The sequence below is a fragment of the Escherichia sp. WS33 genome, from assembly GCF_046486385.1.
GTDB lineage: Bacteria > Pseudomonadota > Gammaproteobacteria > Enterobacterales > Enterobacteriaceae > ECMA0423.
Genome location: NZ_JBJQLJ010000039.1, coordinates 1 through 26,162, shown reverse-complemented (window position 1 = coordinate 26,162; position 26,162 = coordinate 1). Strand labels below are relative to the sequence as shown.

The 26,162-nt window shown below is 49.9% G+C and carries 29 protein-coding genes, 1 other RNA gene and 1 other annotated feature; of the genes, 17 read left to right on the top strand and 13 right to left on the bottom strand.

Going from position 1 to position 26,162, the window contains the following annotated elements; translation table 11 throughout:
- Positions 1-339 precede the first annotated feature (339 nt).
- The 3 genes from clpB to rluD all read right to left on the bottom strand — a co-directional run bounded on the left by clpB (position 340) and on the right by rluD (position 4,751).
- Entirely contained in the window at positions 340-2,913 is a 2,574-nt protein-coding gene (gene clpB, locus ACJHXA_RS21835; RefSeq protein WP_001235102.1) for an ATP-dependent chaperone ClpB, read from the bottom strand.
- Positions 2,914-3,042: 129 nt separating this feature from the next.
- The gene (gene yfiH, locus ACJHXA_RS21830; RefSeq protein WP_000040149.1) at positions 3,043-3,774 is read right to left on the bottom strand and encodes a purine nucleoside phosphorylase YfiH; all 732 of its coding nucleotides are present in this window, start codon (positions 3,772-3,774) and stop codon (positions 3,043-3,045) included.
- Positions 3,771-4,751 carry a 23S rRNA pseudouridine(1911/1915/1917) synthase RluD gene (gene rluD, locus ACJHXA_RS21825; protein ID WP_000079107.1) on the bottom strand — a complete coding sequence of 327 codons (981 nt, stop codon included), beginning with the start codon at positions 4,749-4,751 and terminating at the stop codon, positions 3,771-3,773. Before rluD ends, yfiH begins: the two co-directional genes overlap by 4 nt.
- A 134-nt stretch (positions 4,752-4,885) precedes the next feature.
- Between rluD and bamD the strand changes: the two genes are divergently transcribed.
- From bamD to pheA, 4 genes are all read left to right on the top strand, one after another.
- Positions 4,886-5,623, top strand: a complete 738-nt coding sequence (bamD, locus tag ACJHXA_RS21820; protein ID WP_000197686.1) for an outer membrane protein assembly factor BamD — start codon at positions 4,886-4,888, stop codon at positions 5,621-5,623.
- 270 nt (positions 5,624-5,893) lie between these two features.
- Positions 5,894-6,235, top strand: coding sequence for a ribosome-associated translation inhibitor RaiA (gene raiA / locus ACJHXA_RS21815; RefSeq protein WP_000178456.1), 342 nt, complete (start codon positions 5,894-5,896; stop codon positions 6,233-6,235).
- A 102-nt stretch (positions 6,236-6,337) separates the two neighbouring features.
- Positions 6,338-6,463: a sequence feature (Phe leader region), on the top strand.
- Positions 6,339-6,386, top strand: coding sequence for a pheA operon leader peptide PheL (pheL, locus tag ACJHXA_RS21810; protein ID WP_001386991.1), 48 nt, complete (start codon positions 6,339-6,341; stop codon positions 6,384-6,386). It overlaps the preceding feature by 48 nt.
- A 21-nt stretch (positions 6,464-6,484) precedes the next feature.
- Positions 6,485-7,645: a bifunctional chorismate mutase/prephenate dehydratase gene (pheA, locus tag ACJHXA_RS21805; protein ID WP_000200116.1), complete on the top strand. Its 1,161-nt coding sequence runs from the start codon at positions 6,485-6,487 to the stop codon at positions 7,643-7,645.
- A gap of 42 nt (positions 7,646-7,687) precedes the next feature.
- Here pheA and tyrA read toward each other — a convergent pair whose 3' ends face one another.
- Both tyrA and aroF read right to left on the bottom strand, forming a co-directional pair.
- Complete coding sequence (tyrA, locus tag ACJHXA_RS21800) at positions 7,688-8,809, bottom strand: bifunctional chorismate mutase/prephenate dehydrogenase (protein ID WP_000225221.1); 1,122 nt, start codon at positions 8,807-8,809, stop codon at positions 7,688-7,690.
- A gap of 10 nt (positions 8,810-8,819) precedes the next feature.
- Complete coding sequence (aroF, locus tag ACJHXA_RS21795; protein WP_001168044.1) at positions 8,820-9,890, bottom strand: 3-deoxy-7-phosphoheptulonate synthase AroF; 1,071 nt, start codon at positions 9,888-9,890, stop codon at positions 8,820-8,822.
- 209 nt (positions 9,891-10,099) lie between these two features.
- Here aroF and ACJHXA_RS21790 point away from each other — a divergent pair, with 209 nt between their 5' ends.
- The 4 genes from ACJHXA_RS21790 to ACJHXA_RS21775 all read left to right on the top strand — a co-directional run bounded on the left by ACJHXA_RS21790 (position 10,100) and on the right by ACJHXA_RS21775 (position 12,847).
- The gene (locus ACJHXA_RS21790) at positions 10,100-10,465 is read left to right on the top strand and encodes a DUF2799 domain-containing protein (RefSeq protein WP_000976004.1); all 366 of its coding nucleotides are present in this window, start codon (positions 10,100-10,102) and stop codon (positions 10,463-10,465) included.
- A 149-nt stretch (positions 10,466-10,614) separates the two neighbouring features.
- Entirely contained in the window at positions 10,615-11,133 is a 519-nt protein-coding gene (locus ACJHXA_RS21785; protein ID WP_001212391.1) for a YfiR family protein, read from the top strand.
- Complete coding sequence (gene dgcN / locus ACJHXA_RS21780) at positions 11,123-12,349, top strand: diguanylate cyclase DgcN (protein WP_000969032.1); 1,227 nt, start codon at positions 11,123-11,125, stop codon at positions 12,347-12,349. The genes ACJHXA_RS21785 and dgcN overlap by 11 nt, the downstream gene beginning before the upstream one ends.
- A gap of 15 nt (positions 12,350-12,364) precedes the next feature.
- Positions 12,365-12,847 carry an OmpA family protein gene (locus ACJHXA_RS21775; protein WP_000589828.1) on the top strand — a complete coding sequence of 161 codons (483 nt, stop codon included), beginning with the start codon at positions 12,365-12,367 and terminating at the stop codon, positions 12,845-12,847.
- A gap of 76 nt (positions 12,848-12,923) precedes the next feature.
- On the opposite strand, the gene rplS is transcribed toward ACJHXA_RS21775, so the two are convergent.
- The 5 genes from rplS to ffh form a co-directional block, all read right to left on the bottom strand.
- Positions 12,924-13,271: a 50S ribosomal protein L19 gene (rplS, locus tag ACJHXA_RS21770; RefSeq protein ID WP_000065253.1), complete on the bottom strand. Its 348-nt coding sequence runs from the start codon at positions 13,269-13,271 to the stop codon at positions 12,924-12,926.
- Positions 13,272-13,312: 41 nt separating this feature from the next.
- Positions 13,313-14,080, bottom strand: coding sequence for a tRNA (guanosine(37)-N1)-methyltransferase TrmD (gene trmD / locus ACJHXA_RS21765; protein WP_000264777.1), 768 nt, complete (start codon positions 14,078-14,080; stop codon positions 13,313-13,315).
- Between the two features lie 30 nt (positions 14,081-14,110).
- A complete protein-coding gene (gene rimM / locus ACJHXA_RS21760) occupies positions 14,111-14,659 on the bottom strand; it encodes a ribosome maturation factor RimM (RefSeq protein WP_000043335.1) in 549 nt (182 codons plus the stop codon).
- Positions 14,660-14,677: 18 nt separating this feature from the next.
- Complete coding sequence (gene rpsP / locus ACJHXA_RS21755; protein ID WP_000256450.1) at positions 14,678-14,926, bottom strand: 30S ribosomal protein S16; 249 nt, start codon at positions 14,924-14,926, stop codon at positions 14,678-14,680.
- A gap of 136 nt (positions 14,927-15,062) precedes the next feature.
- The gene (gene ffh / locus ACJHXA_RS21750) at positions 15,063-16,424 is read right to left on the bottom strand and encodes a signal recognition particle protein (RefSeq protein ID WP_000460035.1); all 1,362 of its coding nucleotides are present in this window, start codon (positions 16,422-16,424) and stop codon (positions 15,063-15,065) included.
- Positions 16,425-16,590: 166 nt separating this feature from the next.
- On the opposite strand from ffh, the gene ACJHXA_RS21745 reads away from it, so the two are divergent.
- Positions 16,591-17,382 carry an inner membrane protein YpjD gene (locus ACJHXA_RS21745; protein ID WP_001407013.1) on the top strand — a complete coding sequence of 264 codons (792 nt, stop codon included), beginning with the start codon at positions 16,591-16,593 and terminating at the stop codon, positions 17,380-17,382.
- 20 nt (positions 17,383-17,402) lie between these two features.
- On the top strand, positions 17,403-18,689 hold the full coding sequence (locus ACJHXA_RS21740; RefSeq protein ID WP_010723175.1) for an HlyC/CorC family transporter: 1,287 nt from the start codon (positions 17,403-17,405) through the stop codon (positions 18,687-18,689).
- A gap of 54 nt (positions 18,690-18,743) precedes the next feature.
- On the opposite strand, the gene grpE is transcribed toward ACJHXA_RS21740, so the two are convergent.
- The gene (gene grpE, locus ACJHXA_RS21735) at positions 18,744-19,337 is read right to left on the bottom strand and encodes a nucleotide exchange factor GrpE (protein WP_001296310.1); all 594 of its coding nucleotides are present in this window, start codon (positions 19,335-19,337) and stop codon (positions 18,744-18,746) included.
- A gap of 122 nt (positions 19,338-19,459) precedes the next feature.
- Between grpE and nadK the strand changes: the two genes are divergently transcribed.
- The 3 genes from nadK to bamE all read left to right on the top strand — a co-directional run bounded on the left by nadK (position 19,460) and on the right by bamE (position 22,575).
- The gene (nadK, locus tag ACJHXA_RS21730; protein WP_001059169.1) at positions 19,460-20,338 is read left to right on the top strand and encodes an NAD(+) kinase; all 879 of its coding nucleotides are present in this window, start codon (positions 19,460-19,462) and stop codon (positions 20,336-20,338) included.
- An 85-nt stretch (positions 20,339-20,423) separates the two neighbouring features.
- Positions 20,424-22,085 carry a DNA repair protein RecN gene (gene recN / locus ACJHXA_RS21725; protein ID WP_000880910.1) on the top strand — a complete coding sequence of 554 codons (1,662 nt, stop codon included), beginning with the start codon at positions 20,424-20,426 and terminating at the stop codon, positions 22,083-22,085.
- A 148-nt stretch (positions 22,086-22,233) separates the two neighbouring features.
- On the top strand, positions 22,234-22,575 hold the full coding sequence (gene bamE / locus ACJHXA_RS21720) for an outer membrane protein assembly factor BamE (RefSeq protein WP_001203437.1): 342 nt from the start codon (positions 22,234-22,236) through the stop codon (positions 22,573-22,575).
- A 61-nt stretch (positions 22,576-22,636) separates the two neighbouring features.
- Here bamE and ACJHXA_RS21715 read toward each other — a convergent pair whose 3' ends face one another.
- Positions 22,637-22,927 (bottom strand): RnfH family protein, encoded by a 291-nt coding sequence (locus tag ACJHXA_RS21715; protein ID WP_001117838.1) that lies wholly within the window; start codon positions 22,925-22,927, stop codon positions 22,637-22,639.
- A complete protein-coding gene (ratA, locus tag ACJHXA_RS21710; protein ID WP_001341638.1) occupies positions 22,917-23,354 on the bottom strand; it encodes a type II toxin-antitoxin system toxin RatA in 438 nt (145 codons plus the stop codon). Before ratA ends, ACJHXA_RS21715 begins: the two co-directional genes overlap by 11 nt.
- Positions 23,355-23,524: 170 nt before the next feature.
- On the opposite strand from ratA, the gene smpB reads away from it, so the two are divergent.
- From smpB to ACJHXA_RS21690, 4 genes are all read left to right on the top strand, one after another.
- Entirely contained in the window at positions 23,525-24,007 is a 483-nt protein-coding gene (smpB, locus tag ACJHXA_RS21705) for an SsrA-binding protein SmpB (protein WP_000162574.1), read from the top strand.
- A gap of 214 nt (positions 24,008-24,221) precedes the next feature.
- Positions 24,222-24,584, top strand: a transfer-messenger RNA (tmRNA) gene (ssrA, locus tag ACJHXA_RS21700).
- Positions 24,585-24,789: 205 nt separating this feature from the next.
- On the top strand, positions 24,790-26,031 hold the full coding sequence (locus tag ACJHXA_RS21695) for an integrase (protein WP_000113815.1): 1,242 nt from the start codon (positions 24,790-24,792) through the stop codon (positions 26,029-26,031).
- A 62-nt stretch (positions 26,032-26,093) separates the two neighbouring features.
- A partial coding sequence (locus ACJHXA_RS21690; RefSeq protein ID WP_001680836.1) for an IS1 family transposase occupies positions 26,094-26,162 on the top strand: 69 nt, incomplete at its 3' end.

The following is a 26,162-nucleotide window of genomic DNA, read 5'->3' as shown; positions in this document are numbered from 1 at the left end:
GAGTGCCCACACAGATTGTCTGATAAATTGTTAAAGAGCAGTGCCGCTTCGCTTTTTCTCAGCGGCGCGGGGTGTGCATAATACGCTTTCCCGCTACAGAGTCAAGCATTTATTTTTGCTTTCTCTGCCGGAATTCTCAGGAGAACCCCGCTGACCCGGCGGCGTGTTTGCCGTTGTTCCGTGTCAGTGGTGGCGCATTATAGGGAGTTATTCCGGCCTGACAAGCGAAAAATATAAAAACTTTATCGTTCGCTCATTTTTCAGGCAAAACATCTTAAATATAGTCTTTTCCGTCTAACTTATAGACAAAAACGAGCCCCGAAGGGCTCGTTTTATCATTTACTGGACGGCGACAATCCGGTCTTCATTAACTTCCAGGCGAATCACTTTACCCGGAACCAATTCACCAGACAGTATTTGCTGTGCCAGCGGGTTTTCGATCTGCTGCTGGATAGCACGTTTCAAAGGACGTGCACCATAGACTGGATCGTAACCGTTCTCGCTCAGCAGTTTCAGCGCCTCGTCAGAAATGTGGATTTCATAACCACGTTCTTCCAGACGTTTGTACAGACGTTTCAACTGAATCTGCGCAATCGAGGCAATGTGCTGTTCACCCAGCGGATGGAAGACCACCACTTCATCAATACGGTTAATGAATTCCGGACGGAAGTTATGGCTTACCACACCGAGCACCAGCTCTTTCATGTGCGCATAATCCAGTTCACCGAAGCGTTCCTGAATCAAATCGGAACCGAGGTTAGAGGTCATAATGACAACCGTATTACGGAAGTCGACCGTTCTCCCCTGCCCGTCAGTCAGACGACCATCATCCAGTACCTGCAACAGAATGTTGAAGACATCCGGATGCGCTTTTTCCACTTCATCCAGCAGGATGACGGAATACGGACGACGACGCACAGCTTCGGTCAGGTAGCCACCTTCTTCATAACCGACATATCCCGGAGGCGCACCAACCAGACGAGACACCGAGTGTTTCTCCATAAACTCGGACATATCGATACGGACCATCGCCTCGTCGCTATCAAACATAAAGTTCGCCAGCGCCTTACAAAGCTCAGTTTTCCCCACACCCGTTGGGCCGAGGAACAGGAATGAACCAATCGGGCGATTTGGATCCGCCAACCCCGCACGGCTACGGCGAATAGCGTTAGATACCGCATCAACCGCTTCGTTCTGACCAATGACGCGATGGTGCAGTTCTTGTTCCATACGCAGCAGTTTTTCGCGCTCGCTTTCCATCATGCGAGAAACCGGAATCCCCGTCCAACGCGCCAGCACTTCAGCAATTTCGGCATCGGTCACTTTATTACGCAACAGACGCATAGTTTTGCCTTCGAGCTGCGTTGCGGCTTCCAGTTGCTTTTCCAGTTCCGGGATTTTGCCGTATTGCAGTTCAGACATCCGCGCCAGGTCCCCCACACGGCGAGCCTGTTCAATAGCGATTTTCGCCTGTTCCAGTTCCGCTTTAATGGTCTGCGTACCAGAAAGCGATGCCTTCTCTGCTTTCCACTCTTCTTCTAACTCGGAGTACTGACGTTCTTTGTCGCTCAGTTCTTCGTTGAGCATATCCAGGCGTTTTTTACTGGCTTCATCAGACTCTTTCATTAACGCCTGTTGTTCCAGTTTGAGCTGGATGATACGACGATCGAGTCGGTCGAGTTCTTCTGGTTTTGAGTCAATCTGCATACGAATGCTGGATGCTGCTTCATCGATCAGGTCGATGGCTTTATCCGGCAGCTGACGGTCAGCAATGTAGCGATGAGACAACGTCGCCGCTGCAACAATTGCCGGGTCAGTAATTTGCACATGGTGGTGCAATTCGTAACGTTCTTTCAGGCCACGCAGAATCGCAATGGTATCTTCAACGGAAGGCTCGGCAACAAACACTTTCTGGAAACGACGTTCCAGCGCAGCATCTTTTTCAATGTACTGGCGATATTCGTCAAGCGTCGTGGCACCTACGCAGTGCAATTCACCACGCGCCAGCGCCGGTTTCAGCATGTTTCCGGCGTCCATTGCGCCATCGGCTTTACCCGCGCCGACCATGGTATGTAATTCGTCGATAAACAGGATGACGTTGCCTTCCTGTTTGGCAAGATCGTTAAGCACGCCTTTTAAACGTTCTTCAAACTCACCGCGATATTTCGCCCCAGCCACCAGCGCGCCCATATCCAGCGCCAGTACGCGGCGGCCTTTCAATCCTTCCGGCACTTCGCCGTTGATAATACGCTGCGCCAGACCTTCAACGATGGCAGTTTTACCGACGCCGGGTTCACCAATCAGTACCGGGTTATTTTTAGTACGACGTTGCAGCACCTGAATGGTACGGCGAATTTCTTCATCACGACCAATCACCGGATCGAGTTTGCCCTGTTCGGCTCGTTCGGTAAGGTCGATGGTATATTTTTTCAAAGCCTGACGTTGGTCTTCAGCACCTTGATCGTTCACGCTTTCACCTCCACGCATTTGTTCAATCGCTTGAGTAATGTTGGCGGTGGTCGCCCCTGCTGCTTTCAGGATGTCGGCCAGCGTGCCGCGAGACTCAAGTGCCGCCAGAACGAACAGTTCTGACGAGATAAAGTTATCACCACGTTTTTGCGCCAGCTTGTCGCAAAGATTAAGAACGCGCACCAGATCCTGTGATGGCTGGACATCACCACCAGTACCTTCAACCTGCGGTAAACGATTTAATGCCTGATTGATATCTGTGCGCAACTGGCCAGCATTGATGCCAGCGGATGTTAATAAAGGACTAACCGAACCCCCTTCCTGATTCAGCAGGGCGCTCATTAAATGAAGTGGTTCGATAAATTGGTTGTCGTGCCCGAGTGCAAGTGATTGGGCATCGGCAAGAGCAAGCTGGAATTTATTAGTAAGACGATCCAGACGCATAACTCCTCCCATAACGGATCAAAGTTGCTACTGGAGATTAAATGAGGTCATCCCTCAATTATTCAAGGTTATTGACCAGATTAATGTGAAAAGAAAATCACGCGTACCGGATCGTCTTGATTCTTTAGGTTATATCAGCCAAATGAAACTTGCCATACGACCGGTGGTCTTGTCGCGACGATAAGAGAAGAAAGTCTCATTTTCCGTATATGTACAACGGTCGCCGCCGAAAATTTGCTCAACACCCACGTTCGCCAGACGCTGCCGGGCAAGCTGATAAATATCCGCCAGATACTTATCACCATGCTGAATGAAAGCTGCACTTGCTTTAGCGTCTACTGCCATAAACGCCTCGCGAACCTCCACCCCCACTTCGAACGCGCGTGGACCAATTGCCGGCCCTAACCAGGCGAGAATATTTTCCGGATTATCAGCAAAACAGGAAACCGTCTCTTCCAGCACGCCTGCGCACAGTCCACGCCAGCCAGCATGAGCGGCGGCGACTTCCGTTCCCACTCGATTGCAAAACAGCACAGGGAGGCAGTCGGCAGTCATCACTGCGCAAACCGTGCCAGGCGTATTGCTATAAGAGGCATCAGCTCGTTTTGAGGCATAAGGTTCGCCAGTAAGCTTAAGCACATCTTTGCCGTGTACCTGCTCAAGCCAGACCGGTTTAGAAGGCAAATTGCCCGCAGCAAAAAGTCGCTTGCGATTCTCCTCAACGTGATCCGGGTTATCGCCACAATGGGCACCGAGGTTGAGTGAGTCATACGGGGGCAAGCTCACGCCGCCGATACGAGTAGAGCTACAGGCCGCAACACCTTTTGGCAGCGGCCACTGCGGGACAATCAGCTTACTCATAACCAGTCCACTTCATCCTTATGCTCTTCGAAATCGGCGCGCATCACCTCAATCAGCTCCACCATATCTTGTGGAATAGGCGCATGCCATTCCATTTCGATGCCGGAGATCGGGTGATAAAGACGCAGCATGGTTGCATGAAGCGCCTGGCGGTCAAACTTACGCAGCATGGAGATAAATGCTTCCGAAGCACCTTTTGGCGGACGCGGACGGCCACCATAAACCGGATCGCCCACCAGCGGATGAGTGATATGGGCCATATGCACGCGGATCTGGTGCGTACGTCCAGTTTCCAGACGCAACCGCAGACGCGTGTGCACACGGAAGTGTTCCATGATGCGATAGTGAGTCACCGCCGGTTTGCCCATCGGATGCACCGCCATGTGAGTACGTTTGGTCGGGTGGCGGCTGATGGGTTCATCTACTGTACCGCCAGCGGTCATATGACCAATCGCCACCGCTTCATACTCACGAGTAATTTCACGCCGTTGCAAAGATTCGACTAAACGCGTCTGAGCCGGAACGGTTTTTGCCACAACCATCAGGCCAGTGGTGTCTTTATCCAGACGATGGACGATGCCCGCACGTGGTACATCGGCAATGGGCGGATAGTAATGAAGCAACGCATTCAGTACCGTGCCATCCGGGTTACCCGCGCCAGGATGTACCACCAGGTCGCGCGGTTTATTAATGACGATGATATCTTCATCTTCATAGACGATATCCAGCGGGATATCCTGCGGTTCAAAACGCGCTTCTTCTTCAATCTCAGCATTGATGGCAACCTGCTCGCCACCCAATACTTTTTCTTTCGGCTTATCACAAACTTTGCCGTTTACCAGCACGCGCTGGTCGAGGATCCATTCTTTTATTCGCGAACGTGAATAATCCGGGAACATTTCGGCCAAAGCCTGATCTAAGCGTTGACCGAGTTGGTTTTCGGACACCGTTGCAGTGAGCTGTACTCGTTGTGCCATATATACTGCTTCTTCGTTTATCGTTGGGGTTTTACGGCTTTGCCGTTTAATATAGTGTGCTATTGTAGCTGGTCTTAACCGGGAGCAGGAACAGAGAATCTCCCGTATTACATTTTGAGGAAAGTCAAAACGTCATGACGCGCATGAAATATCTGGTGGCAGCCGCCACACTAAGCCTGTTTTTGGCGGGTTGCTCGGGGTCAAAGGAAGAAGTACCTGATAATCCGCCAAATGAAATTTACGCGACTGCACAACAAAAGCTGCAGGACGGTAACTGGAGACAGGCAATAACGCAACTGGAAGCGTTAGATAATCGCTATCCGTTTGGTCCGTATTCGCAGCAGGTGCAGCTGGATCTCATCTACGCCTACTATAAAAACGCCGATTTGCCGTTAGCGCAGGCTGCCATCGATCGTTTTATTCGCCTTAACCCGACCCATCCGAATATCGATTATGTCATGTACATGCGTGGCCTGACCAATATGGCGCTGGATGACAGTGCGCTGCAAGGGTTCTTTGGCGTTGACCGTAGCGATCGCGATCCTCAACATGCACGAGCTGCGTTTAGTGACTTTTCCAAACTGGTGCGCGGCTATCCAAACAGTCAGTACACCACCGATGCCACCAAACGTCTGGTATTCCTGAAAGATCGTCTGGCGAAATATGAATACTCCGTGGCCGAGTACTATACAGAACGTGGCGCATGGGTTGCCGTCGTTAACCGCGTAGAAGGAATGTTGCGCGACTACCCGGATACCCAGGCTACGCGTGATGCGCTGCCGCTGATGGAAAATGCATACCGTCAGATGCAGATGAATGCGCAAGCTGAAAAAGTAGCGAAAATCATCGCCGCAAACAGCAGCAATACATAACAGAAACCTGAAATACAAAACGGCAGCCCTTGAGCTGCCGTTTTTTTATTCTGTTAGTTGTGAAACTGAAGCGATTTAGTCACTATCGATCTCATCAAATATGGCTCGCTTTGAGATATTCCTCAAGTAAAAAAACACCTCTTCCTGCGATTTCTCACAAAAAAGATTCGTTGACAAAAAGTGACAAAATTATGAGATTCCCATCACACATTTTGACATCAGGAGCGGTATGCTGAATTCACCAAGACGGGAAGACAAGAGGTAAAATTTATGACAATGAACATTACCAGCAAACAAATGGAAATTACTCCGGCCATCCGCCAACATGTCGCAGACCGTCTCGCCAAACTGGAAAAATGGCAAACACATCTGATTAATCCACATATCATTCTGTCCAAAGAGCCACAAGGGTTTGTTGCTGACGCCACAATCAATACACCTAACGGCGTTCTGGTTGCCAGTGGTAAACATGAAGATATGTACACTGCAATTAACGAATTGATCAACAAGCTGGAACGGCAGCTCAATAAACTGCAGCACAAAGGCGAAGCACGTCGTGCCGCAACATCGGTGAAAGACGCCAACTTCGTCGAAGAAGTTGAAGAAGAGTAGTCCTTTATATTGAGTGTATCGCCAACGCGCCTTCGGGCGCGTTTTTTGTTGACAGCGTGAAAACAGTACGGGTACTGTACTAAAGTCACTTAAGGAAACAAACATGAAACACACACCGTTTTTCTTCGCATTCTTTTTTACCTTCCCCTGAATGGGAGGCGTTTCGTCGTGTGAAACAGAATGCGAAGACGAACAATAAGGCCTCCCAAATCGGGGGGCCTTTTTTATTGATAACAAAAAGGCAACACTATGACATCGGAAAACCCGTTACTGGCGCTGCGAGAGAAAATCAGCGCGCTGGATGAAAAATTATTAGCATTACTGGCAGAGCGGCGCGAATTGGCCGTCGAGGTAGGAAAAGCCAAACTGCTCTCGCATCGCCCGGTACGAGATATTGATCGTGAACGCGATTTACTGGAAAGATTAATTACGCTCGGTAAAGCGCACCATCTGGACGCCCATTACATTACTCGCCTGTTCCAGCTCATCATTGAAGATTCCGTATTAACTCAGCAGGCTTTGCTCCAGCAACATCTCAATAAAATTAATCCGCACTCAGCACGCATCGCTTTTCTCGGCCCCAAAGGTTCTTATTCCCATCTTGCGGCGCGCCAGTATGCTGCCCGTCACTTTGAGCAATTCATTGAAAGTGGCTGCGCCAAATTTGCCGATATTTTTAATCAGGTGGAAACCGGCCAGGCCGACTATGCCGTCGTACCGATTGAAAATACCAGCTCCGGTGCCATAAACGACGTTTACGATCTGCTGCAACATACCAGCTTGTCGATTGTTGGCGAGATGACGTTAACTATCGACCATTGTTTGTTGGTCTCCGGCACGACTGATTTATCCACCATTAATACGGTCTACAGCCATCCGCAGCCATTCCAGCAATGCAGCAAATTCCTTAATCGTTATCCTCACTGGAAGATTGAATATACCGAAAGTACGTCTGCGGCAATGGAAAAGGTTGCACAGGCAAAATCACCGCATGTTGCTGCATTGGGAAGCGAAGCTGGCGGCACTTTGTACGGTTTGCAGGTACTGGAGCGTATTGAAGCGAATCAGCAACAAAACTTCACCCGATTTGTGGTGTTGGCACGTAAAGCCATTAACGTGTCTGACCAGGTTCCGGCGAAAACGACGTTGTTAATGGCGACCGGGCAACAAGCCGGTGCGCTGGTTGAAGCGTTGCTGGTGCTGCGCAACCACAATCTGATTATGACCCGTCTGGAATCACGCCCGATTCACGGTAATCCATGGGAAGAGATGTTTTATCTGGATATTCAGGCCAATCTTGAATCAGCGGAAATGCAAAAAGCATTGAAAGAGTTAGGGGAAATTACCCGTTCAATGAAGGTATTGGGCTGTTACCCAAGTGAGAACGTAGTGCCTGTTGATCCAACCTGATGAAAAGGTGCCGGATGATGTGAATCATCCGGCACTGGATTATTACTGGCGGTTGTCATTCGCCTGACGCAATAACACGCGGCTTTCACTCTGAAAACGCTGTGCGTAATCGCCGAACCAGTGCTCCACCTTGCGGAAACTGTCAATAAACGCCTGCTTATCGCCCTGCTCCAGCAACTCAATCGCCTCGCCGAAACGCTTATAGTAACGTTTGATTAACGCCAGATTACGCTCTGACGACATAATAATGTCGGCATAAAGCTGCGGATCCTGAGCAAACAGTCGCCCGACCATCGCCAGCTCAAGGCGGTAAATCGGCGAAGAGAGCGCCAGAAGTTGCTCAAGCTGAACATTTTCTTCTGCCAGATGCAGCCCATAAGCAAAAGTAGCAAAGTGGCGCAGAGCCTGAATAAACGCCATATTCTGATCGTGCTCGACAGCGCTAATACGATGCAGCCGAGCGCCCCAGACCTGAATTTGCTCCAGAAACCATTGGTATGCTTCCGGCTTACGTCCATCACACCAGACCACAACTTGCTTTGCCAGGCTACCGCTGTCCGGGCCGAACATCGGGTGTAACCCCAGTACCGGGCCATCGTGCGCCGCCAGCATGGCCTGTAATGGTCCATTTTTCACTGATGCCAGATCAACCAGAATACAATCTTTCGGTAAAGGCGGTAATTTGCCGATAACTTGCTCAGTAACGTGGATTGGCACACTAACAATCACCATTCCGGCATCGGCAACAATATCAGCCGCTCGATCCCAGTCATGTTGCTCCAGAATCCGCACCTGATAACCCGAGAGGGTCAGCATCTTCTCGAACAGGCGTCCCATCTGACCGCCACCGCCGACGATAACCACCGGACGCAGTGACGGACAAAGTGTTTTAAATCCTTTGTCGTTTTCACTGGAGTAAGATTCACGCATCACCCGACGCAAAACATCCTCAATCAGATCTGGCGGTACACCCAGAGCTTCCGCCTCTGCACGACGCGAGGCCAACATAGATGCCTCGCGCTCCGGAACATAAATAGGCAGTCCAAAGCGGCTTTTCACCTCGCCCACTTCAGCAACCAGTTCCAGACGCTTAGCTAATAAATTCAGCAGCGCTTTATCGACTTCATCAATTTGATCGCGTAATGCGGTCAATTCAGCAACCATAATAAACCTCTTAAGCCACGCGAGCCGTCAGCAGCCCGTTCAGATCCTGATGAATTTCACGCAGCAAGGCATCGGTCATTTCCCAGCTAATGCAGGCATCGGTTACGGATACACCGTATTTCATTTCACTGCGCGGTTGCTCGGAAGACTGATTGCCCTCGTGGATATTACTTTCGATCATCAGACCAATAATTGAGCGATTGCCATCTTTGATTTGAGCAACCACGGATTCTGCCACCGCAGGCTGACGGCGATAATCTTTATTGGAATTACCGTGGCTGCAATCTACCATCAGAGACGGGCGCAGTCCCGCCTGTTCCATCTCTTTTTCACATTGCGCAACATCCGCAGGGCTATAGTTCGGCGCTTTACCACCGCGCAGGATGACATGCCCGTCCGGATTCCCCTGAGTTTGTAGCAACGCAACCTGCCCTGCCTGGTTAATGCCAACAAAACGGTGCGGCTGGGCGGCGGCGCGCATAGCGTTAATTGCTGTTGCCAGACTGCCGTCGGTGCCGTTTTTAAAACCAACCGGCATGGAAAGCCCGGAGGCCATTTCACGGTGAGTTTGCGATTCCGTTGTACGAGCACCAATTGCTGACCAGCTAAACAGATCGCCCAGGTATTGCGGGCTATTCGGATCTAACGCTTCCGTCGCCAGTGGCAGTCCCATATTCACCAGCTCAAGCAGCAATTTACGCGCGATCTGCAGCCCGGCTTCTACATCAAAAGAGCCATCCATATGGGGATCGTTAATTAACCCTTTCCAGCCGACAGTGGTACGGGGTTTTTCAAAATAGACGCGCATTACCAGATAGAGGCTATCGCTGACCTCTGCGGCAAGGGCTTTAAATCGACGAGCATATTCCAGAGCAGTTTCCGGATCATGAATGGAACAAGGACCACATACTACCAGCAGACGAGGATCGCGCCCGGCGATAATATCTGAAATGGTTTTACGCGAGTCAGCAATCTGGGCTTCTTGTTGCAGGCTCAATGGAAAAGCGGCCTTCAGTTGTTCCGGAGTCATTAAAACCTGTTCGTCGGTAATATGTACGTTATTCAGCGCGTCTTTTTGCATGATGGCGATCCTGTTTATGCTCGTTTGCGATAGTTGATCCTCAGCGAGGATGACGTAACGATAACACATAAAGTAAAGTTTTCAATCCATATTTCGTACATTTTTATTTACACAGGCAATTTAGTCGCGATTTCACCCCTTACTTCTGTATAGATAAATTTACACTCCCTTTGAAAACAATCCGCTATGCTTTGAAAAAGGAGAAAGAAATGATGAAAAAGTTTATCGCCCCCTTGTTGGCTTTACTGGTTAGCGGATGTCAGATTGATCCTTATACTCACGCGCCAACCTTGACCAGCACCGACTGGTATGATGTTGGTATGGAAGATGCGATATCGGGCAGCGCCATAAAAGATGACGATGCATTTAGCGATTCACAGGCGGATCGCGGTCTATACCTTAAAGGATATGCCGAAGGACAAAAGAAAACTTGCCAGACCGATTTTACTTATGCCCGAGGACTTTCCGGTAAAAGCTTTCCTGCCAGCTGCAACAATGTTGAAAATGCCAGCCAACTGCATGAAGTATGGCAAAAAGGGGCTGATGAAAATGCCAGCACAATACGATTAAATTAATTAAAACCCCACAAATAAATTAAACATAAGATTTTACTCATTGTGTTTTATTTCTCACATTGATGACGGTCGCATGAAAAAATGATATTTTAATGAGCATTCTGAAAAAATATCGATGCATTTCGAGCGAAGATGGTGGGGATCCCTGAATGCGTTTTTCTCACCGACTGTTCTTACTTCTGATTCTCCTGCTGACGGGAGCACCAATACTCGCTCAGGAGCCTTCTGACGTTGCGAAAAACGTGCGTATGATGGTTTCCGGTATTGTCAGTTACACCCGCTGGCCTGCGCTATCAGGGCCACCAAAGTTATGTATCTTTTCATCTTCACGTTTTAGTACCGCCCTACAAGAGAATGCCGCGACATCTTTGCCTTATCTGCCTGTCATCATTCACACTCAACAAGAGGCGATGATTTCAGGCTGCAATGGTTTTTATTTTGGCAACGAGTCACCGACATTCCAGATGGAATTAACCGAACAATATCCGTCAAAGGCGTTATTATTAATTGCCGAACAAAATACCGAGTGCATTATTGGTAGCGCCTTTTGTCTGATCATCCACAATAATGACGTCAGATTTGCCGTAAACCTGGATGCCTTATCGCGTAGCGGTGTAAAGGTCAACCCGGATGTCTTAATGCTCGCACGGAAGAAAAATGATGGATAACGATAATTCTCTTAATAAGCGCCCCACGTTTAAAAGAGCATTACGCAACATCAGTATGACCAGCATATTTATCACTATGATGCTGATCTGGTTGCTGCTTTCCGTGACCTCGGTGCTGACCCTGAAACAGTACGCGCAAAAAAACCTGGCACTGACAGCAGCAACAATGACTTACAGTCTGGAAGCAGCTGTCGTTTTTGCCGATGGCCCTGCAGCAACTGAAACACTGGCAGCGCTGGGCCAACAAGGGCAATTTTCAACTGCAGAAGTACGTGATAAGCAGCAAAATATTCTGGCATCCTGGCATTACACCCGTAAGGATCCAGGCGATACTTTCAGCAATTTCATAAGCCACTGGCTCTTCCCTGCCCCCATCATTCAGCCGATTCGTCACAATGGTGAAACCATTGGCGAAGTACGCTTAACCGCTCGCGACAGTTCAATCAGCCATTTTATCTGGTTTTCGCTCGCCGTACTGACCGGTTGTATTCTGCTGGCATCAGGCATCGCAATTACCCTCACCCGCCATTTGCACAATGGCCTGGTGGAAGCACTGAAAAATATCACCGATGTCGTACATGATGTGCGTTCCAACCGCAATTTTTCCCGACGAGTTTCGGAAGAACGTATTGCTGAGTTTCACCGCTTCGCTCTCGACTTCAACAGTCTGCTGGATGAAATGGAAGAGTGGCAGCTTCGTTTACAGGCCAAAAATGCGCAGCTTCTGCGTACCGCACTACATGACCCATTAACCGGGCTGGCTAACCGCGCAGCGTTTCGTAGCGGCATCAATACGTTGATGAACAATTCCGATGCCCGAAAAACGTCGGCGTTACTATTTCTTGATGGCGATAATTTCAAATATATCAATGATACCTGGGGTCATGCGACGGGCGATAGAGTCTTGATTGAAATCGCAAAACGGTTAGCTGAATTTGGCGGGCTGCGACATAAAGCATACCGCCTGGGCGGCGATGAATTCGCTATGGTGCTCTATGATGTACAGTCGGAATCTGAAGTGCAGCAGATATGCTCAGCACTGACACAAATCTTTAATCTCCCGTTTGATCTTCATAATGGCCATCAGACCACCATGACATTAAGCATTGGTTACGCGATGACCATTGAGCACGCCTCTGCGGAAAAATTACAAGAGCTTGCCGATCACAATATGTATCAGGCCAAACACCAGCGTGCCGAAAAGCTGGTGAGATAACAAGGATATATCGATATGATAAAGCACCTGGTAGCACCCCTGATTTTCACCTCACTAATACTGACTGGCTGCCAGTCCCCTCAGGGAAAGTTTACTCCTGAGCAAGTCGCCGCTATGCAATCTTATGGATTTACTGAATCCGCCGGCGACTGGTCGCTGGGCTTATCAGATGCCATTCTGTTCGCAAAAAATGACTACAAATTGCTCCCGGAAAGCCAGCAACAGATCCAAACCATGGCAGCCAAATTGGCCTCGACAGGGCTAACACATGCCCGTATGGATGGACACACCGATAACTATGGTGAAGACAGTTACAACGAAGGCTTATCATTGAAACGGGCGAATGTCGTGGCCGATGCATGGGCTATGGGTGGACAAATTCCACGCAGCAATCTCACCACACAGGGTTTAGGAAAAAAATATCCCATAGCCAGTAACAAGACCGCCCAGGGCCGCGCCGAGAACCGCCGCGTCGCAGTGGTGATTACAACCCCTTAAAACACGAGCAAACAGACAAAAAAAGGGCCAGCCAATTGGCCAGCCCTTCTTAACAGGATGTCGCTTAAGCGAAATCTTAGTTAAGACGCTCTTTGATACGAGCAGCCTTACCAGTACGCTCACGCAGGTAGTACAGTTTAGCTTTACGAACAGCACCACGACGTTTGACAGAAATGCTGTCAACTACCGGAGAGTGAGTCTGGAAGACACGCTCAACGCCTTCGCCGTTGGAAATTTTACGAACAGTGAATGCAGAGTGCAGACCGCGGTTACGAATAGCGATAACCACGCCCTCGAATGCCTGCAGACGTTTTTTGGAACCTTCAACAACCCATACTTTCACTTCCACGGTATCACCCGGACGGAAGGAAGGTACGTCCTGCTTCATCTGCTCTTGTTCAAGTTGCTTAATAATGTTGCTCATAATTTAATCTCTTATCCTGGGTAAACTGATATCTCGGGGGCTTACGCCATCCCATCATGTTTATGTTGCTGTTGTGCGTGTTCCGTTTTGAACTCCGCCAGCAACCTTGCTTGCTCTTCAGTCAGAGCCAGGTTTTCCAGAAGTTCAGGTCTTCTAAGCCAGGTACGGCCCAGCGACTGTTTCAAACGCCAGCGACGTATCTCGGCATGGTTGCCCGACAGTAACACTGGCGGAACTTCCATCCCTTCTAACACCTCAGGCCGCGTATAGTGCGGGCAATCCAGCAATCCTTCAGCAAAGGAATCTTCCGTTGCCGAGGCTTCATGTCCCAGTACTCCCGGAATAAACCGGGAAACGGAGTCAATCAGCGTCATTGCTGGTAACTCACCACCACTGAGAACGTAATCGCCGATTGACCATTCTTCGTCAATTTCGGTTTGGATCACGCGCTCATCTATACCTTCGTAGCGACCGCACACCAGAATCAATTTTTGATTCGTTGCCAGTTCGCTGACGCCCGCTTGATCAAGCTTGCGTCCCTGTGGTGACAGATAAATCACCTTTGCGCCTTCACCCGCCGCGGCTTTTGCTGCATGAATGGCGTCCCGCAAGGGTTGCACCATCATTAACATCCCCGGTCCGCCGCCGTAAGGACGATCGTCCACGGTACGGTGCCGGTCATGCGTGAAGTCGCGAGGACTCCAACTCTGGATGCTCAGCAGGCCATTTTTAACTGCCCGGCCAGTTACCCCGTAATCGGTAATTGCGCGGAACATTTCAGGAAACAGGCTAATTATGCCAATCCACATAGCGCCGTCTTTTACCGTTTATCCGGTGGTTTAAAAACCAGGATCCCAATCTACTTCGATTGAACGAGTAGTGAGATCGACTTTCTTGATAACCTGCCCATCGAGGAACGGTACGAGACGTTCCTTGATACCAAACGCATCTTTCAGGTTTGCCTTAATGACGAGAACGTCATTAGATCCGGTTTCCATCATATCGACGACTTTACCGAGATCGTAGCCTTCAGTGGTTACTACCTGGCAGCCCATCAGGTCTTTCCAGTAGTAGTCACCCTCTTCAAGCTGAGGCAGCTGCGATGAATCCACGACAATTTCACAATTCGTCAGCAGGTTCGCCGCATCACGATCGTCAACGCCTTTCAGCTTGATGATCATGTCCTGATTGTGGTGCTTCCAGCTTTCCAGCTGGACTTGCTGCCACTGACCCGCCTTCTGGATAAACCAGGGCTGATAGTCAAAAATGCTTTCGGCGTCTTCGGTGGAAGAAAACACTCTGAGCCACCCACGAATACCGTAAGACGAACCCATTTTCCCCAAAACGATGGGATCAACAGGTGCTTGCGCGGTGAGTTGTTTGCTCATCATGACCACCGTGACAGATTAAGCTGCTTTGTTTACTTCTTTGATCAGCGCAGCAACGCGATCAGAAATAGTTGCGCCCTGGCCAACCCAGTGAGCGATGCGATCCAGATCCAGGCGAGTGCCTTCTTCTTTTTCGCTAGCGATTGGGTTGAAGAAACCAACGCGCTCGATGAAGCGACCGTTGCGTGCATTACGGCTGTCAGCGACAACAACCTGGTAGAACGGACGCTTTTTAGCGCCGTGACGTGCTAAACGAATAGTTACCATAACATCCTCTTGTGTGAATAAAACAACCGGACCCCATCGAGGAACGGAGTCCGGTGTCATATTAAAAGCCCGAAAATTTTACTGATTTCTGGAGAAAATGCAATCAGCAGTTAATAACTCTGTCGCATAAGGTCATTTAGCGACCAGGAAATCCCGGCGGCATCATCCCCTTCATGCTTCTCATCATCTTCGCCATTCCGCCTTTCTTCATTTTCTTCATCATGCGCTGCATGTCGTCGAACTGCTTCAGAAGGCGGTTCACGTCCTGCACCTGCATACCGCAACCGGCAGCGATACGACGCTTACGCGAACCTTTGATGATTTCTGGCTTAGCGCGCTCTTTCATCGTCATCGAGTTGATGATGGCTTCCATACGCACCAGCACTTTATCGTCCATCTGCGACTTAACATTATCCGGGATCTGCCCCATGCCCGGCAGCTTGCCCATCAGGCTAGCCATGCCGCCCATATTTTTCATCTGGCGCAGTTGCTCAAGAAAATCGTTGAGATCGAAGCCGTCGCCTTTTTTCAGCTTGCTGGCTAATTTCTCTGCCTGCGCGCGGTCAACTTTGCTTTCGATATCTTCGATCAGCGACAGTACGTCGCCCATGCCGAGAATACGCGACGCGATGCGGTCCGGATGGAACGGCTCCAGCGCCTCAGTTTTCTCGCCAACACCGAGAAACTTGATCGGTTTGCCAGTGATGTGACGAATAGAGAGCGCCGCACCGCCGCGGGCATCGCCGTCCACTTTGGTCAACACTACGCCGGTAAGCGGTAACGCTTCATTGAATGCTTTTGCCGTATTGGCCGCATCCTGACCGGTCATGGCGTCAACCACAAACAGGGTTTCAACCGGGTTAATCGACGCATGGACTTGTTTGATCTCGTCCATCATCGCTTCGTCAACGTGCAGACGACCAGCGGTATCCACCAGCAGCACGTCGTAGAATTTCAGTTTGGCTTCTTTCAGCGCCGCGTTAACGATATCTACCGGCTTCTGACCAACATCAGAAGGGAAGAAATCAACGCCCACCTGCTCTGCCAGCGTCTCAAGCTGTTTGATTGCCGCCGGGCGATAAACGTCGGCAGAAACCACCAGCACTTTCTTCTTGTGCTTCTCGCGCAGGAACTTACCGAGTTTACCAACGCTGGTTGTTTTACCGGCACCTTGCAGGCCCGCCATCAGCACGACCGCAGGCGGTTGCGCCGCCAGGTTCAGGGTCTGGTTCTCTTCGCCCATCGCCGCAACCAGTTCGTTACGGACGATTTTGACGAACTCCTGCCCCGGCGTCAGGCTCTTATTAACTTCATGACCAACCGCTTTCTCTTTTACGCGATTGATAAACTCACGCACTACCGGCAGAGCGACATCCGCCTCCAGCAGCGCCATGCGCACTTCGCGCAGCGTATCTTTTACGTTGTCTTCAGTGAGGCGTCCACGGCCACTGATATTGCGCAGCGTGCGCGACAAACGATCGGTTAAATTATCAAACATTGTCTCTCGCCTGGGGTGGAAACGGTTGGCCGCAATCGCGACACATCATCAGTATTTTGCCGCAGTATAACATGAAGGCGTCTTTGTTGTTATGCAACGGTTGGAGCAGCGTTCACCTGACGCTATACTGCTTCTCTTTCTTATTGCTCAAACTGTCGACATCACTATGCCCGTTTTTGCTCTGCTCGCGCTTGTCGCCTACTCCGTCAGTCTTGCGCTGATTGTTCCCGGTCTGCTGCAAAAAAACGGCGGCTGGCGGCGCATGGCTATTATTTCTGCGGTCATTGCGCTGGTCTGCCACGCAATCGCTCTGGAAGCCCGCATCCTGCCCGACGGTGATAGCGGACAAAACCTCAGCCTGCTGAACGTTGGTTCATTGGTCAGTTTGATGATCTGTACGGTAATGACCATTGTGGCTTCTCGCAATCGTGGCTGGTTGCTGCTACCCATTGTCTATGCCTTTGCGCTTATCAACCTGGCGCTGGCGACCTTCATGCCCAATGAATACATCACCCATCTGGAAGCAACGCCAGGGATGCTGGTGCACATTGGCTTATCGCTCTTTTCCTATGCCACGCTAATTATCGCCGCCCTGTACGCGCTGCAACTGGCGTGGATTGATTACCAACTGAAGAACAAGACGCTGGCATTTAACCAGGAAATGCCGCCATTGATGAGTATCGAGCGTAAAATGTTCCACATCACGCAGATTGGCGTGGTGCTGCTAACGCTCACGCTTTGCACTGGCCTGTTCTACATGCACAACTTATTTAGCATGGAAAATATCGACAAGGCCGTGCTCTCTATCGTGGCGTGGTTTGTCTATATTGTGCTGCTGTGGGGACATTATCATGAAGGATGGCGTGGACGCCGCGTCGTCTGGTTTAACGTTGCGGGTGCAGTCATCCTGACACTGGCCTACTTCGGCAGCCGAATTGTCCAGCAGTTAATCAGCTAAACCCAGAAAAGGAGTTTCCCCTGGAACACATTTCTACTACTACGTTGATCATTATTCTGATCATCATGGTGGTCATTTCAGCCTATTTTTCCGGGTCCGAAACCGGAATGATGACCCTCAACCGCTATCGTCTGCGACATATGGCGAAACAGGGTAATCGCTCGGCCAAACGCGTCGAAAAATTGCTGCGTAAGCCAGACCGCCTGATAAGCCTGGTGTTAATCGGCAATAACCTGGTCAATATTCTTGCCTCCGCGCTCGGCACTATTGTTGGGATGCGTTTGTACGGCGATGCGGGCGTGGCAATTGCGACTGGTGTGCTGACTTTTGTCGTACTGGTTTTTGCTGAGGTATTGCCGAAAACCATTGCCGCGCTGTACCCGGAAAAAGTCGCTTATCCGAGTAGTTTTCTGCTGGCTCCGCTGCAAATTTTGATGATGCCGCTGGTCTGGTTGCTGAATGCTATCACCCGTATGCTGATGCGCATGATGGGTATCAAAACCGATATCGTGGTTAGCGGCTCTTTGAGCAAAGAAGAGTTGCGCACTATCGTGCACGAATCACGCTCACAAATTTCCCGTCGCAATCAGGATATGCTACTGTCTGTGCTCGATCTGGAAAAGATGACCGTTGATGACATCATGGTGCCGCGCAGTGAAATTATCGGTATTGATATCAACGATGACTGGAAATCGATTCTGCGCCAACTCTCCCACTCACCTCACGGGCGCATCGTGCTCTACCGTGATTCGCTGGACGACGCCATCAGTATGCTGCGAGTACGTGAAGCCTGGCGGTTGATGTCGGAGAAAAAAGAGTTCACCAAAGAAACCATGCTGCGCGCCGCGGACGAGATCTATTTTGTGCCGGAAGGTACGCCGCTCAGCACGCAGTTGGTAAAGTTTCAGCGCAACAAAAAGAAAGTCGGCCTGGTCGTCAACGAGTATGGCGACATTCAGGGGCTGGTGACGGTTGAAGATATTCTGGAAGAGATTGTCGGCGATTTCACTACGTCGATGTCGCCAACACTTGCCGAAGAGGTCACGCCGCAAAACGACGGTTCGGTGATTATCGATGGCACCGCCAACGTGCGGGAAATCAACAAAGCCTTTAACTGGCATCTACCGGAAGATGATGCCCGCACGGTTAATGGCGTCATTCTTGAGGCACTGGAAGAGATCCCTGTCGCAGGCACCCGCGTGCGTATTGGCGAGTACGATATAGATATTCTCGACGTACAGGACAATATGATTAAGCAGGTAAAAGTTTTTCCTGTGAAACCGCTGCGCGAGAGTGTGGCGGAGTAACGAAAACGGCCCTGCATTCGCATGCAGGGCCGTTAATTATTACGAAAACAGAAATTACGCTTTTGCTTTCGCTACAGTTACCATCGCCGCACGAATCGTACGACCATTCAGCGTATAACCCTTCTGCATAATGCCCAGTACGTTACCTGGCGCAACGTCATCAGATTCCACCATTGCGATAGCCTGATGCACATTCGGGTCCAGCGGCACGTTAGTTTCGGCGATCACTTCAACACCAAACTTACGCACAACATCCAGCATCGACTTCAGCGTCAGCTCAATGCCTTCAACCATCGCAGACATATCCGGGTTAGCTTTATCAGCCACTTCCAGCGCACGATCCAGGCTATCAATCACCGGCAGCAATTCGTTGATGAATTTCTCCAGCGCGAATTTGTGGGCTTTTTCAATATCCAGTTCAGTACGTCGACGCAGGTTTTCCATTTCGGCTTTTACACGCAAAATGCCGTCACGTTCACGGGTCTGGGCTTCAGCCAGCTGAGCTTCGAGATTCGCAATTTTTTCATCGCGCGGATCCACCTGCTCAGCAGAAGCTTCTGGCTCAACTGCCTCAATCTCTTCGTGCTGATCCATGATAATTTCTTCCGGGGCTTGCCCCTCAGGCGTTTTCTGTTCTTTACTACTCATGAATTTCTCCGCGTTTTTTTCGCATTCATCTCGCTAACTTCGCTTATTATGGGGATCAGTTTCAGGGTTTCAAGGGAAGCACTCACATTGTCATCAATCTTCGCAACAAGGACCTCGGAAAAATGAATAATCATTTCAAGTGTATTGGCATTGTGGGACACCCACGGCACCCCACTGCACTGACAACACATGAAATGCTCTACCGCTGGCTGTGCACAAAAGGTTACGAGGTCATCGTTGAGCAACAAATCGCTCACGAACTGCAACTGAAGAATGTGAAAACTGGCACGCTCGCGGAGATTGGGCAACTAGCTGATCTCGCGGTAGTCGTTGGTGGCGACGGTAATATGCTGGGCGCGGCACGCACACTCGCCCGTTACGATATTAAAGTTATTGGAATCAACCGTGGCAACCTGGGTTTCCTGACTGACCTTGACCCCGATAACGCCCAGCAACAGTTAGCCGATGTGCTGGAAGGCCACTACATCAGCGAGAAACGTTTTTTGCTGGAAGCGCAAGTCTGTCAGCAAGATTGCCAAAAGCGCATCAGCACCGCGATAAATGAAGTGGTGCTTCATCCAGGCAAAGTGGCGCATATGATAGAGTTCGAAGTGTATATCGACGAGATCTTTGCGTTTTCTCAGCGATCTGATGGACTAATTATTTCGACGCCAACAGGCTCCACCGCCTATTCCCTCTCTGCAGGCGGTCCTATTCTGACCCCCTCTCTGGATGCGATTACCCTGGTGCCCATGTTCCCGCATACGTTGTCAGCACGACCACTGGTCATAAACAGCAGCAGCACGATCCGTCTGCGTTTTTCGCATCGCCGTAACGACCTGGAAATCAGTTGCGACAGCCAGATAGCACTGCCGATTCAGGAAGGTGAAGATGTCCTGATTCGTCGCTGTGATTACCATCTGAATCTGATTCATCCGAAAGATTACAGTTATTTCAACACATTAAGCACCAAGCTCGGCTGGTCAAAAAAATTATTCTAATTTTACGCCAGCCTCTTTACTGTATATAAAACCAGTTTATACTGTACACAATAACAGTAATGGTTTTTCATACAGGAAAACGACTATGTTGGCACAACTGACCATCAGCAACTTTGCTATCGTTCGTGAGCTTGAGATTGATTTTCATAGCGGCATGACCGTAATAACTGGCGAGACCGGCGCGGGTAAATCTATTGCAATAGATGCCCTCGGTCTTTGTCTCGGTGGTCGCGCTGAAGCCGACATGGTGCGTACCGGCGCTGCTCGCGCTGACCTGTGCGCCCGTTTTTCTCTGAAAGATACGCCAGCGGCTCTGCGCTGGCTGGAAGAAAATCAGCTTGAAGACGGGCATGAATGTTTGCTTCGTCGAGTGATCAGCAGCGATGGTCGCTCCCGTGGTTTCATCAACGGTACAGCTGTTCCTCTGTCACAACTGCGCGAACTGGGTCAGTTGCTGATTCAGATCCATGGTCAGCACGCTCATCAATTACTCACCAAACCTGAGCACCAAAAATTCCTGCTTGATGGCTATGCCAATGAAACCTCTCTACTGCAGGAAATGACCGCACGTTATCAGTTGTGGCATCAAAGCTGCCGTGACCTCGCGCATCATCAACAGTTAAGTCAGGAACGCGCCGCCCGTGCGGAACTGCTGCAATACCAATTAAAAGAACTTAACGAATTTAATCCGCAGCCCGGAGAGTTTGAACAAATCGACGAAGAGTACAAACGTCTGGCGAACAGCGGTCAATTGCTGACCACCAGCCAGAATGCATTGGCATTAATGGCCGACGGTGAAGACGCAAACCTGCAAAGTCAGCTTTACACGGCTAAACAACTGGTGAGCGAATTGATTGGCATGGACAGCAAACTGTCCGGCGTACTTGATATGCTGGAAGAAGCTACCATCCAGATTGCTGAAGCCAGCGATGAACTGCGCCACTACTGCGATCGTCTGGATCTCGATCCCAACCGACTATTTGAACTTGAACAGCGCATCTCAAAACAGATTTCGCTGGCACGTAAACATCACGTCAGCCCTGAGGCATTGCCACAGTATTACCAGTCGCTACTGGAAGAACAGCAGCAACTGGACGATCAGGCCGACTCACAAGAAACGCTTGCGCTGGCGGTAACGAAACATCATCAGCAGGCACTGGAAATCGCGCGCGCATTACACCAACAACGCCAGCAATATGCAGAAGAACTTGCACAGCTGATCACCGACAGTATGCATGCGCTCTCAATGCCGCATGGGCAGTTTACGATCGATGTTAAATTTGACGAGCATCACCTGGGCGCTGACGGTGCCGATCGTATTGAGTTTCGGGTAACCACCAACCCAGGTCAGCCAATGCAGCCTATTGCCAAAGTCGCATCCGGTGGTGAATTGTCCCGCATCGCACTGGCAATCCAGGTCATCACGGCGCGTAAAATGGAAACCCCGGCACTGATTTTTGATGAAGTGGATGTAGGTATTAGCGGTCCAACAGCGGCAGTTGTCGGCAAACTGCTGCGTCAACTCGGCGAATCAACTCAGGTGATGTGTGTTACCCACCTGCCACAAGTCGCGGGATGTGGTCATCAACACTATTTTGTCAGCAAAGAAACCGATGGTGCGATGACAGAAACGCATATGCAATCCCTGAATAAAAAAGCGCGGTTACAAGAGCTGGCGCGCCTGCTTGGTGGCAGTGAAGTCACACGTAATACACTGGCGAATGCGAAAGAACTGCTTGCAGCGTAAACTTTTTTCCTGCTTCACGGTCAGAGTAAACAGCAAAACGCCGTAAGACCGGAAAGCAAAAGGTTTTAAAGTGATGAAAGGTCTATTATCATCGGCATATTACAGATGAGCCACGTACTGCTCGGGCCCGAAAAGGAATCAAATCACTATGCGCTGTAAAACGCTGACTGCTGCAGCAGCAGTACTATTGATGTTGACCGCAGGCTGTTCCACTCTGGAGCGAGTGGTTTACCGTCCTGACATCAACCAGGGGAACTATCTGACCGCTAACGACGTATCCAAAATACGTGTTGGCATGACGCAACAACAAGTTGCGTACGCATTGGGTACACCGCTGATGTCCGATCCATTTGGTACGAATACCTGGTTCTATGTCTTCCGCCAGCAACCAGGTCATGAAGGTGTAACGCAGCAAACGCTGACGCTGACCTTTAACAGTAGCGGTGTGTTGACCAATATTGATAACAAACCTGCGCTGAGTGGTAACTAATAATAAAGTTGCTCTCAAAGACGTTAAAAAAGGTGCTCAATGAGCACCTTTTTTCTGTCTGTTATTTATTCGCTGATTTTTCTGCTCGTTGCCTGCGAAGCTCTTTCGGATCGGCAATGAGAGGGCGATAAATCTCCACCCGATCGCCATCATGCACACTATCGCTTAGTTTTGCCGGACGGCTGTAAATGCCGACTTTGTTTTTAGTTAAATCGATATCGGTACGCAATTCCAGCAAGCCACTGGCGCGAATAGCTTCTTCAACCGTCGCGCCCTCCTGCAGCGTCACGCGCTGCAGGTACTGCTTCTCAGGTAGCGCATAAGCCACCTCAACGGCAATTTTACCTGGCACTGTAAACCTCTTTCGCACGAACCGTAAAAGCCTGGACCATATTAGACGCCAGCTCTTTAAACACGCGACCAAAGGCGAGTTCAATCAACTTATTGGTAAACTCAAAGTCGAGATGAAACTCGATACGACACGCCTCCTGGCTCAGCGGCGTAAACTTCCATCCACCAATCAATTTCTTGAACGGCCCATCCACCAGATTCATAAGAATACTTTGGTTACTGGTCAACTGGTTGCGGGTAGTAAACGTTTTGCTGATCCCAGCCTTAGAGACATCTACCGCCGCAGTCATCTGCCCAGGAGTGGACTCCAGAATCCGACTTCCGGTACAACCCGGCAAAAACTGAGGATAAGACTGAACGTCATTCACTAACTGATACATTTGCTCCGCGCTGTAGGGTACCAGTGCGGTCCGGCTAATCTGAGGCATAACAATTTCCATCAACAAAAATCCAACAAATAATATCATTTATCCTGCTGTAAAAAAAACGCTATCCCGGCGCTGGGTAACATCGGGTTCATGCTAAGATAGAGCCTTGTCCCCCGCAGGATTGATATGGGGTGTTTTCGATTTCAGATTACCGATGATTCACGACGCTTATGACGAAGAAAAAAGCACATAAACCTGGTTCAGCGACCATCGCGCTTAACAAGCGCGCCCGTCACGAATACTTTATCGAAGAAGAGTTCGAAGCGGGACTTGCCCTGCAAGGCTGGGAGGTTAAATCCCTGCGCGCAGGAAAAGCCAATATCAGCGACAGCTACGTCCTTCTGCGTGACGGAGAGGCATTTCTGTTTGGCGCTAACATCACGCCAATGGCCGTGGCCTCCACGCATGTGGTGTGCGATCCTACCCGTACCCGCAAGTTACTTCTCAACCAACGCGAACTGGACTCATTGTACGGTCGCGTCAATCGAGAAGGCTATACCGTAGTGGCGCTCTCCCTGTACTGGAAAAATGCCTGGTGCAAAGTGAAAATCGGCGTCGCCAAAGGTAAAAAACAGCACGATAAACGTTCAGATATCAAAGAACGCGAATGGCAGGTGGATAAAGCACGTATCATGAAAAACGCCCACCGTTAAACCTGCACTCCAATTATTGACCAGTTCCTCACCGCGCCTCCCTCTCCGGCGGCGCGAATGAACATCTTATTGGCTATCACATCCGACACAAATGTTGCCATCCCATTGCTTAATCGAATAAAAATCAGGCTACATGGGTGCTAAATCTTTAACGATAACGCCATTGAGGCTGGTCATGGCGCTCATAAATCTGGTATACTTACCTTTACACATTGGGGCTGATTCTGGATTCGACGGGATTTGCGAAACCCAAGGTGCATGCCGAGGGGCGGTTGGCCTCGTAAAAAGCCGCAAAAAATAGTCGCAAACGACGAAAACTACGCTTTAGCAGCTTAATAACCTGCTTAGAGCCCTCTCTCCCTAGCCTCCGCTCTTAGGACGGGGATCAAGAGAGGTCAAACCCAAAAGAGATCGCGTGGAAGCCCTGCCTGGGGTTGAAGCGTTAAAACTTAATCAGGCTAGTTTGTTAGTGGCGTGTCCGTCCGCAGCTGGCAAGCGAATGTAAAGACTGACTAAGCATGTAGTACCGAGGATGTAGGAATTTCGGACGCGGGTTCAACTCCCGCCAGCTCCACCAAAATTCTCCATCGGTGATTACCAGAGTCATCCGATGAAGTCCTAAGAGCCCGCACGGCGCAAGCCCTGCGGGCTTTTTTGTGCCCTCAATTTGTCCCGCGAAGTCCGAAGAAAACTAATTAAATCCGATCCTTTTAGGCACCTTGTTAGGCACCTCATAAAGCTTTATTGTTTTTTGAGGTGCCTAAAACTATGGAAACCCGGCAATGGCAAGACAAACCAAACCTCTATCCGTTAAAGAAATAGAATCAGCCAAACCCAAGGAGGCGGACTACGTTCTCTATGATGGCGATGGCCTTGAGCTACTCATTAAATCCAGCGGGAGTAAAATCTGGCAGTTTCGCTACATTCGCCCTGTCACCAAGAAACGAGCAAAGAAGAGCATAGGCTCCTACCCGTCAGTTACCCTTGCCGATGCCAGAAACTACCGTGCAGAGTCCCGCTCACTACTGGCTAAACAGATCGATCCGCAGGAACATCAGCAAGAACAATTGCGCAGTTCGCTGGAAGCCAAAACCAACACTTTCCAACTCGTAGCTGAACGTTGGTGGAATGTGAAGAAAGCCAGTGTGACAGAGGACTATGCGGAAGATATCTGGCGCTCTCTTGAAAGAGACGTCTTTCCTGCGATTGGCGACGTTAGCGTTACAGATATTAAAGCTCATACACTGGTTCAGGCCGTACAACCGGTTCAGGCCAGAGGAGCACTGGAAACTGTTCGTCGCCTGTGCCAACGTATTAATGAGGTCATGATCTATGCCCAGAACACAGGGCTGATTGATGCTGTTCCCAGCGTTAATATCGGTAAAGCCTTCGAGAAGCCTCAGAAAAAGAACATGCCCAGCATTCGACCGGATCAGCTACCTCAGTTAATGCAGACGATGCGAACAGCCAGCATTAGCCTTTCCACACGCTGCCTGTTCATGTGGCAACTTCTTACTATTACCCGCCCTGCCGAAGCGGCTGAAGCTCTCTGGGAAGAGGTAGACATAGAAGCGCGAGAGTGGAAGATTCCTGCAGCACGCATGAAAATGAACCGCGACCATACTGTTCCATTGTCAGATGAAGCAATTGCGATACTAGAGATGATGAAGCCGTTAAGTGGAAATCGAGAATTTATCTTTCCCAGCCGCATCAAGCCAAACCAGCCGATGAACAGTCAGACCGTAAACGCATCGCTAAAACGCGCAGGTTTTGGTGGGGTGCTCGTTTCACACGGCCTGCGATCTATCGCCAGTACAGCCCTTAATGAGCAGGGATTTCCACCTGATGTTATTGAGGCTGCACTTGCTCATGTGGATAAGAATGAGGTTCGTCGTGCGTATAACCGTAGTGATTATCTTGAGCAGCGACGGCCTATGATGCAGTGGTGGGCTGATTTTGTGATGGCTGCAGATCACGGTAGTATGATTGAAGGAGGGATAAAGGCAATGCGGTTAGTTGGATGACATGTCGGGTGATGCTGCCAACTTACTGATTTAGTGTATGATGGTGTTTTTGAGGTGCTCCAGTGGCTTCTGTTTCTATCAGCTGTCCCTCCTGTTCAGCTACTGACGGGGTGGTGCGTAACGGCAAAAGC

What these genes read in the sequence shown, in the direction of transcription:
- clpB (WP_001235102.1), bottom strand. Translation starts at nt 2,913, where the DNA reads ATGCGTCTGGATCGTCTTACTAATAAATTCCAGCTTGCTCTTGCCGAT.
- yfiH (WP_000040149.1), bottom strand. Translation starts at nt 3,774, where the DNA reads ATGAGTAAGCTGATTGTCCCGCAGTGGCCGCTGCCAAAAGGTGTTGCG.
- rluD (WP_000079107.1), bottom strand. Translation starts at nt 4,751, where the DNA reads ATGGCACAACGAGTACAGCTCACTGCAACGGTGTCCGAAAACCAACTC.
- bamD (WP_000197686.1), top strand. Translation starts at nt 4,886, where the DNA reads ATGACGCGCATGAAATATCTGGTGGCAGCCGCCACACTAAGCCTGTTT.
- raiA (WP_000178456.1), top strand. Translation starts at nt 5,894, where the DNA reads ATGACAATGAACATTACCAGCAAACAAATGGAAATTACTCCGGCCATC.
- pheA (WP_000200116.1), top strand. Translation starts at nt 6,485, where the DNA reads ATGACATCGGAAAACCCGTTACTGGCGCTGCGAGAGAAAATCAGCGCG.
- tyrA (WP_000225221.1), bottom strand. Translation starts at nt 8,809, where the DNA reads ATGGTTGCTGAATTGACCGCATTACGCGATCAAATTGATGAAGTCGAT.
- aroF (WP_001168044.1), bottom strand. Translation starts at nt 9,890, where the DNA reads ATGCAAAAAGACGCGCTGAATAACGTACATATTACCGACGAACAGGTT.
- ACJHXA_RS21790 (WP_000976004.1), top strand. Translation starts at nt 10,100, where the DNA reads ATGATGAAAAAGTTTATCGCCCCCTTGTTGGCTTTACTGGTTAGCGGA.
- ACJHXA_RS21785 (WP_001212391.1), top strand. Translation starts at nt 10,615, where the DNA reads ATGCGTTTTTCTCACCGACTGTTCTTACTTCTGATTCTCCTGCTGACG.
- dgcN (WP_000969032.1), top strand. Translation starts at nt 11,123, where the DNA reads ATGATGGATAACGATAATTCTCTTAATAAGCGCCCCACGTTTAAAAGA.
- ACJHXA_RS21775 (WP_000589828.1), top strand. Translation starts at nt 12,365, where the DNA reads ATGATAAAGCACCTGGTAGCACCCCTGATTTTCACCTCACTAATACTG.
- rplS (WP_000065253.1), bottom strand. Translation starts at nt 13,271, where the DNA reads ATGAGCAACATTATTAAGCAACTTGAACAAGAGCAGATGAAGCAGGAC.
- trmD (WP_000264777.1), bottom strand. Translation starts at nt 14,080, where the DNA reads ATGTGGATTGGCATAATTAGCCTGTTTCCTGAAATGTTCCGCGCAATT.
- rimM (WP_000043335.1), bottom strand. Translation starts at nt 14,659, where the DNA reads ATGAGCAAACAACTCACCGCGCAAGCACCTGTTGATCCCATCGTTTTG.
- rpsP (WP_000256450.1), bottom strand. Translation starts at nt 14,926, where the DNA reads ATGGTAACTATTCGTTTAGCACGTCACGGCGCTAAAAAGCGTCCGTTC.
- ffh (WP_000460035.1), bottom strand. Translation starts at nt 16,424, where the DNA reads ATGTTTGATAATTTAACCGATCGTTTGTCGCGCACGCTGCGCAATATC.
- ACJHXA_RS21745 (WP_001407013.1), top strand. Translation starts at nt 16,591, where the DNA reads ATGCCCGTTTTTGCTCTGCTCGCGCTTGTCGCCTACTCCGTCAGTCTT.
- grpE (WP_001296310.1), bottom strand. Translation starts at nt 19,337, where the DNA reads ATGAGTAGTAAAGAACAGAAAACGCCTGAGGGGCAAGCCCCGGAAGAA.
- nadK (WP_001059169.1), top strand. Translation starts at nt 19,460, where the DNA reads ATGAATAATCATTTCAAGTGTATTGGCATTGTGGGACACCCACGGCAC.
- recN (WP_000880910.1), top strand. Translation starts at nt 20,424, where the DNA reads ATGTTGGCACAACTGACCATCAGCAACTTTGCTATCGTTCGTGAGCTT.
- bamE (WP_001203437.1), top strand. Translation starts at nt 22,234, where the DNA reads ATGCGCTGTAAAACGCTGACTGCTGCAGCAGCAGTACTATTGATGTTG.
- ratA (WP_001341638.1), bottom strand. Translation starts at nt 23,354, where the DNA reads ATGCCTCAGATTAGCCGGACCGCACTGGTACCCTACAGCGCGGAGCAA.
- smpB (WP_000162574.1), top strand. Translation starts at nt 23,525, where the DNA reads ATGACGAAGAAAAAAGCACATAAACCTGGTTCAGCGACCATCGCGCTT.
- ACJHXA_RS21695 (WP_000113815.1), top strand. Translation starts at nt 24,790, where the DNA reads ATGGCAAGACAAACCAAACCTCTATCCGTTAAAGAAATAGAATCAGCC.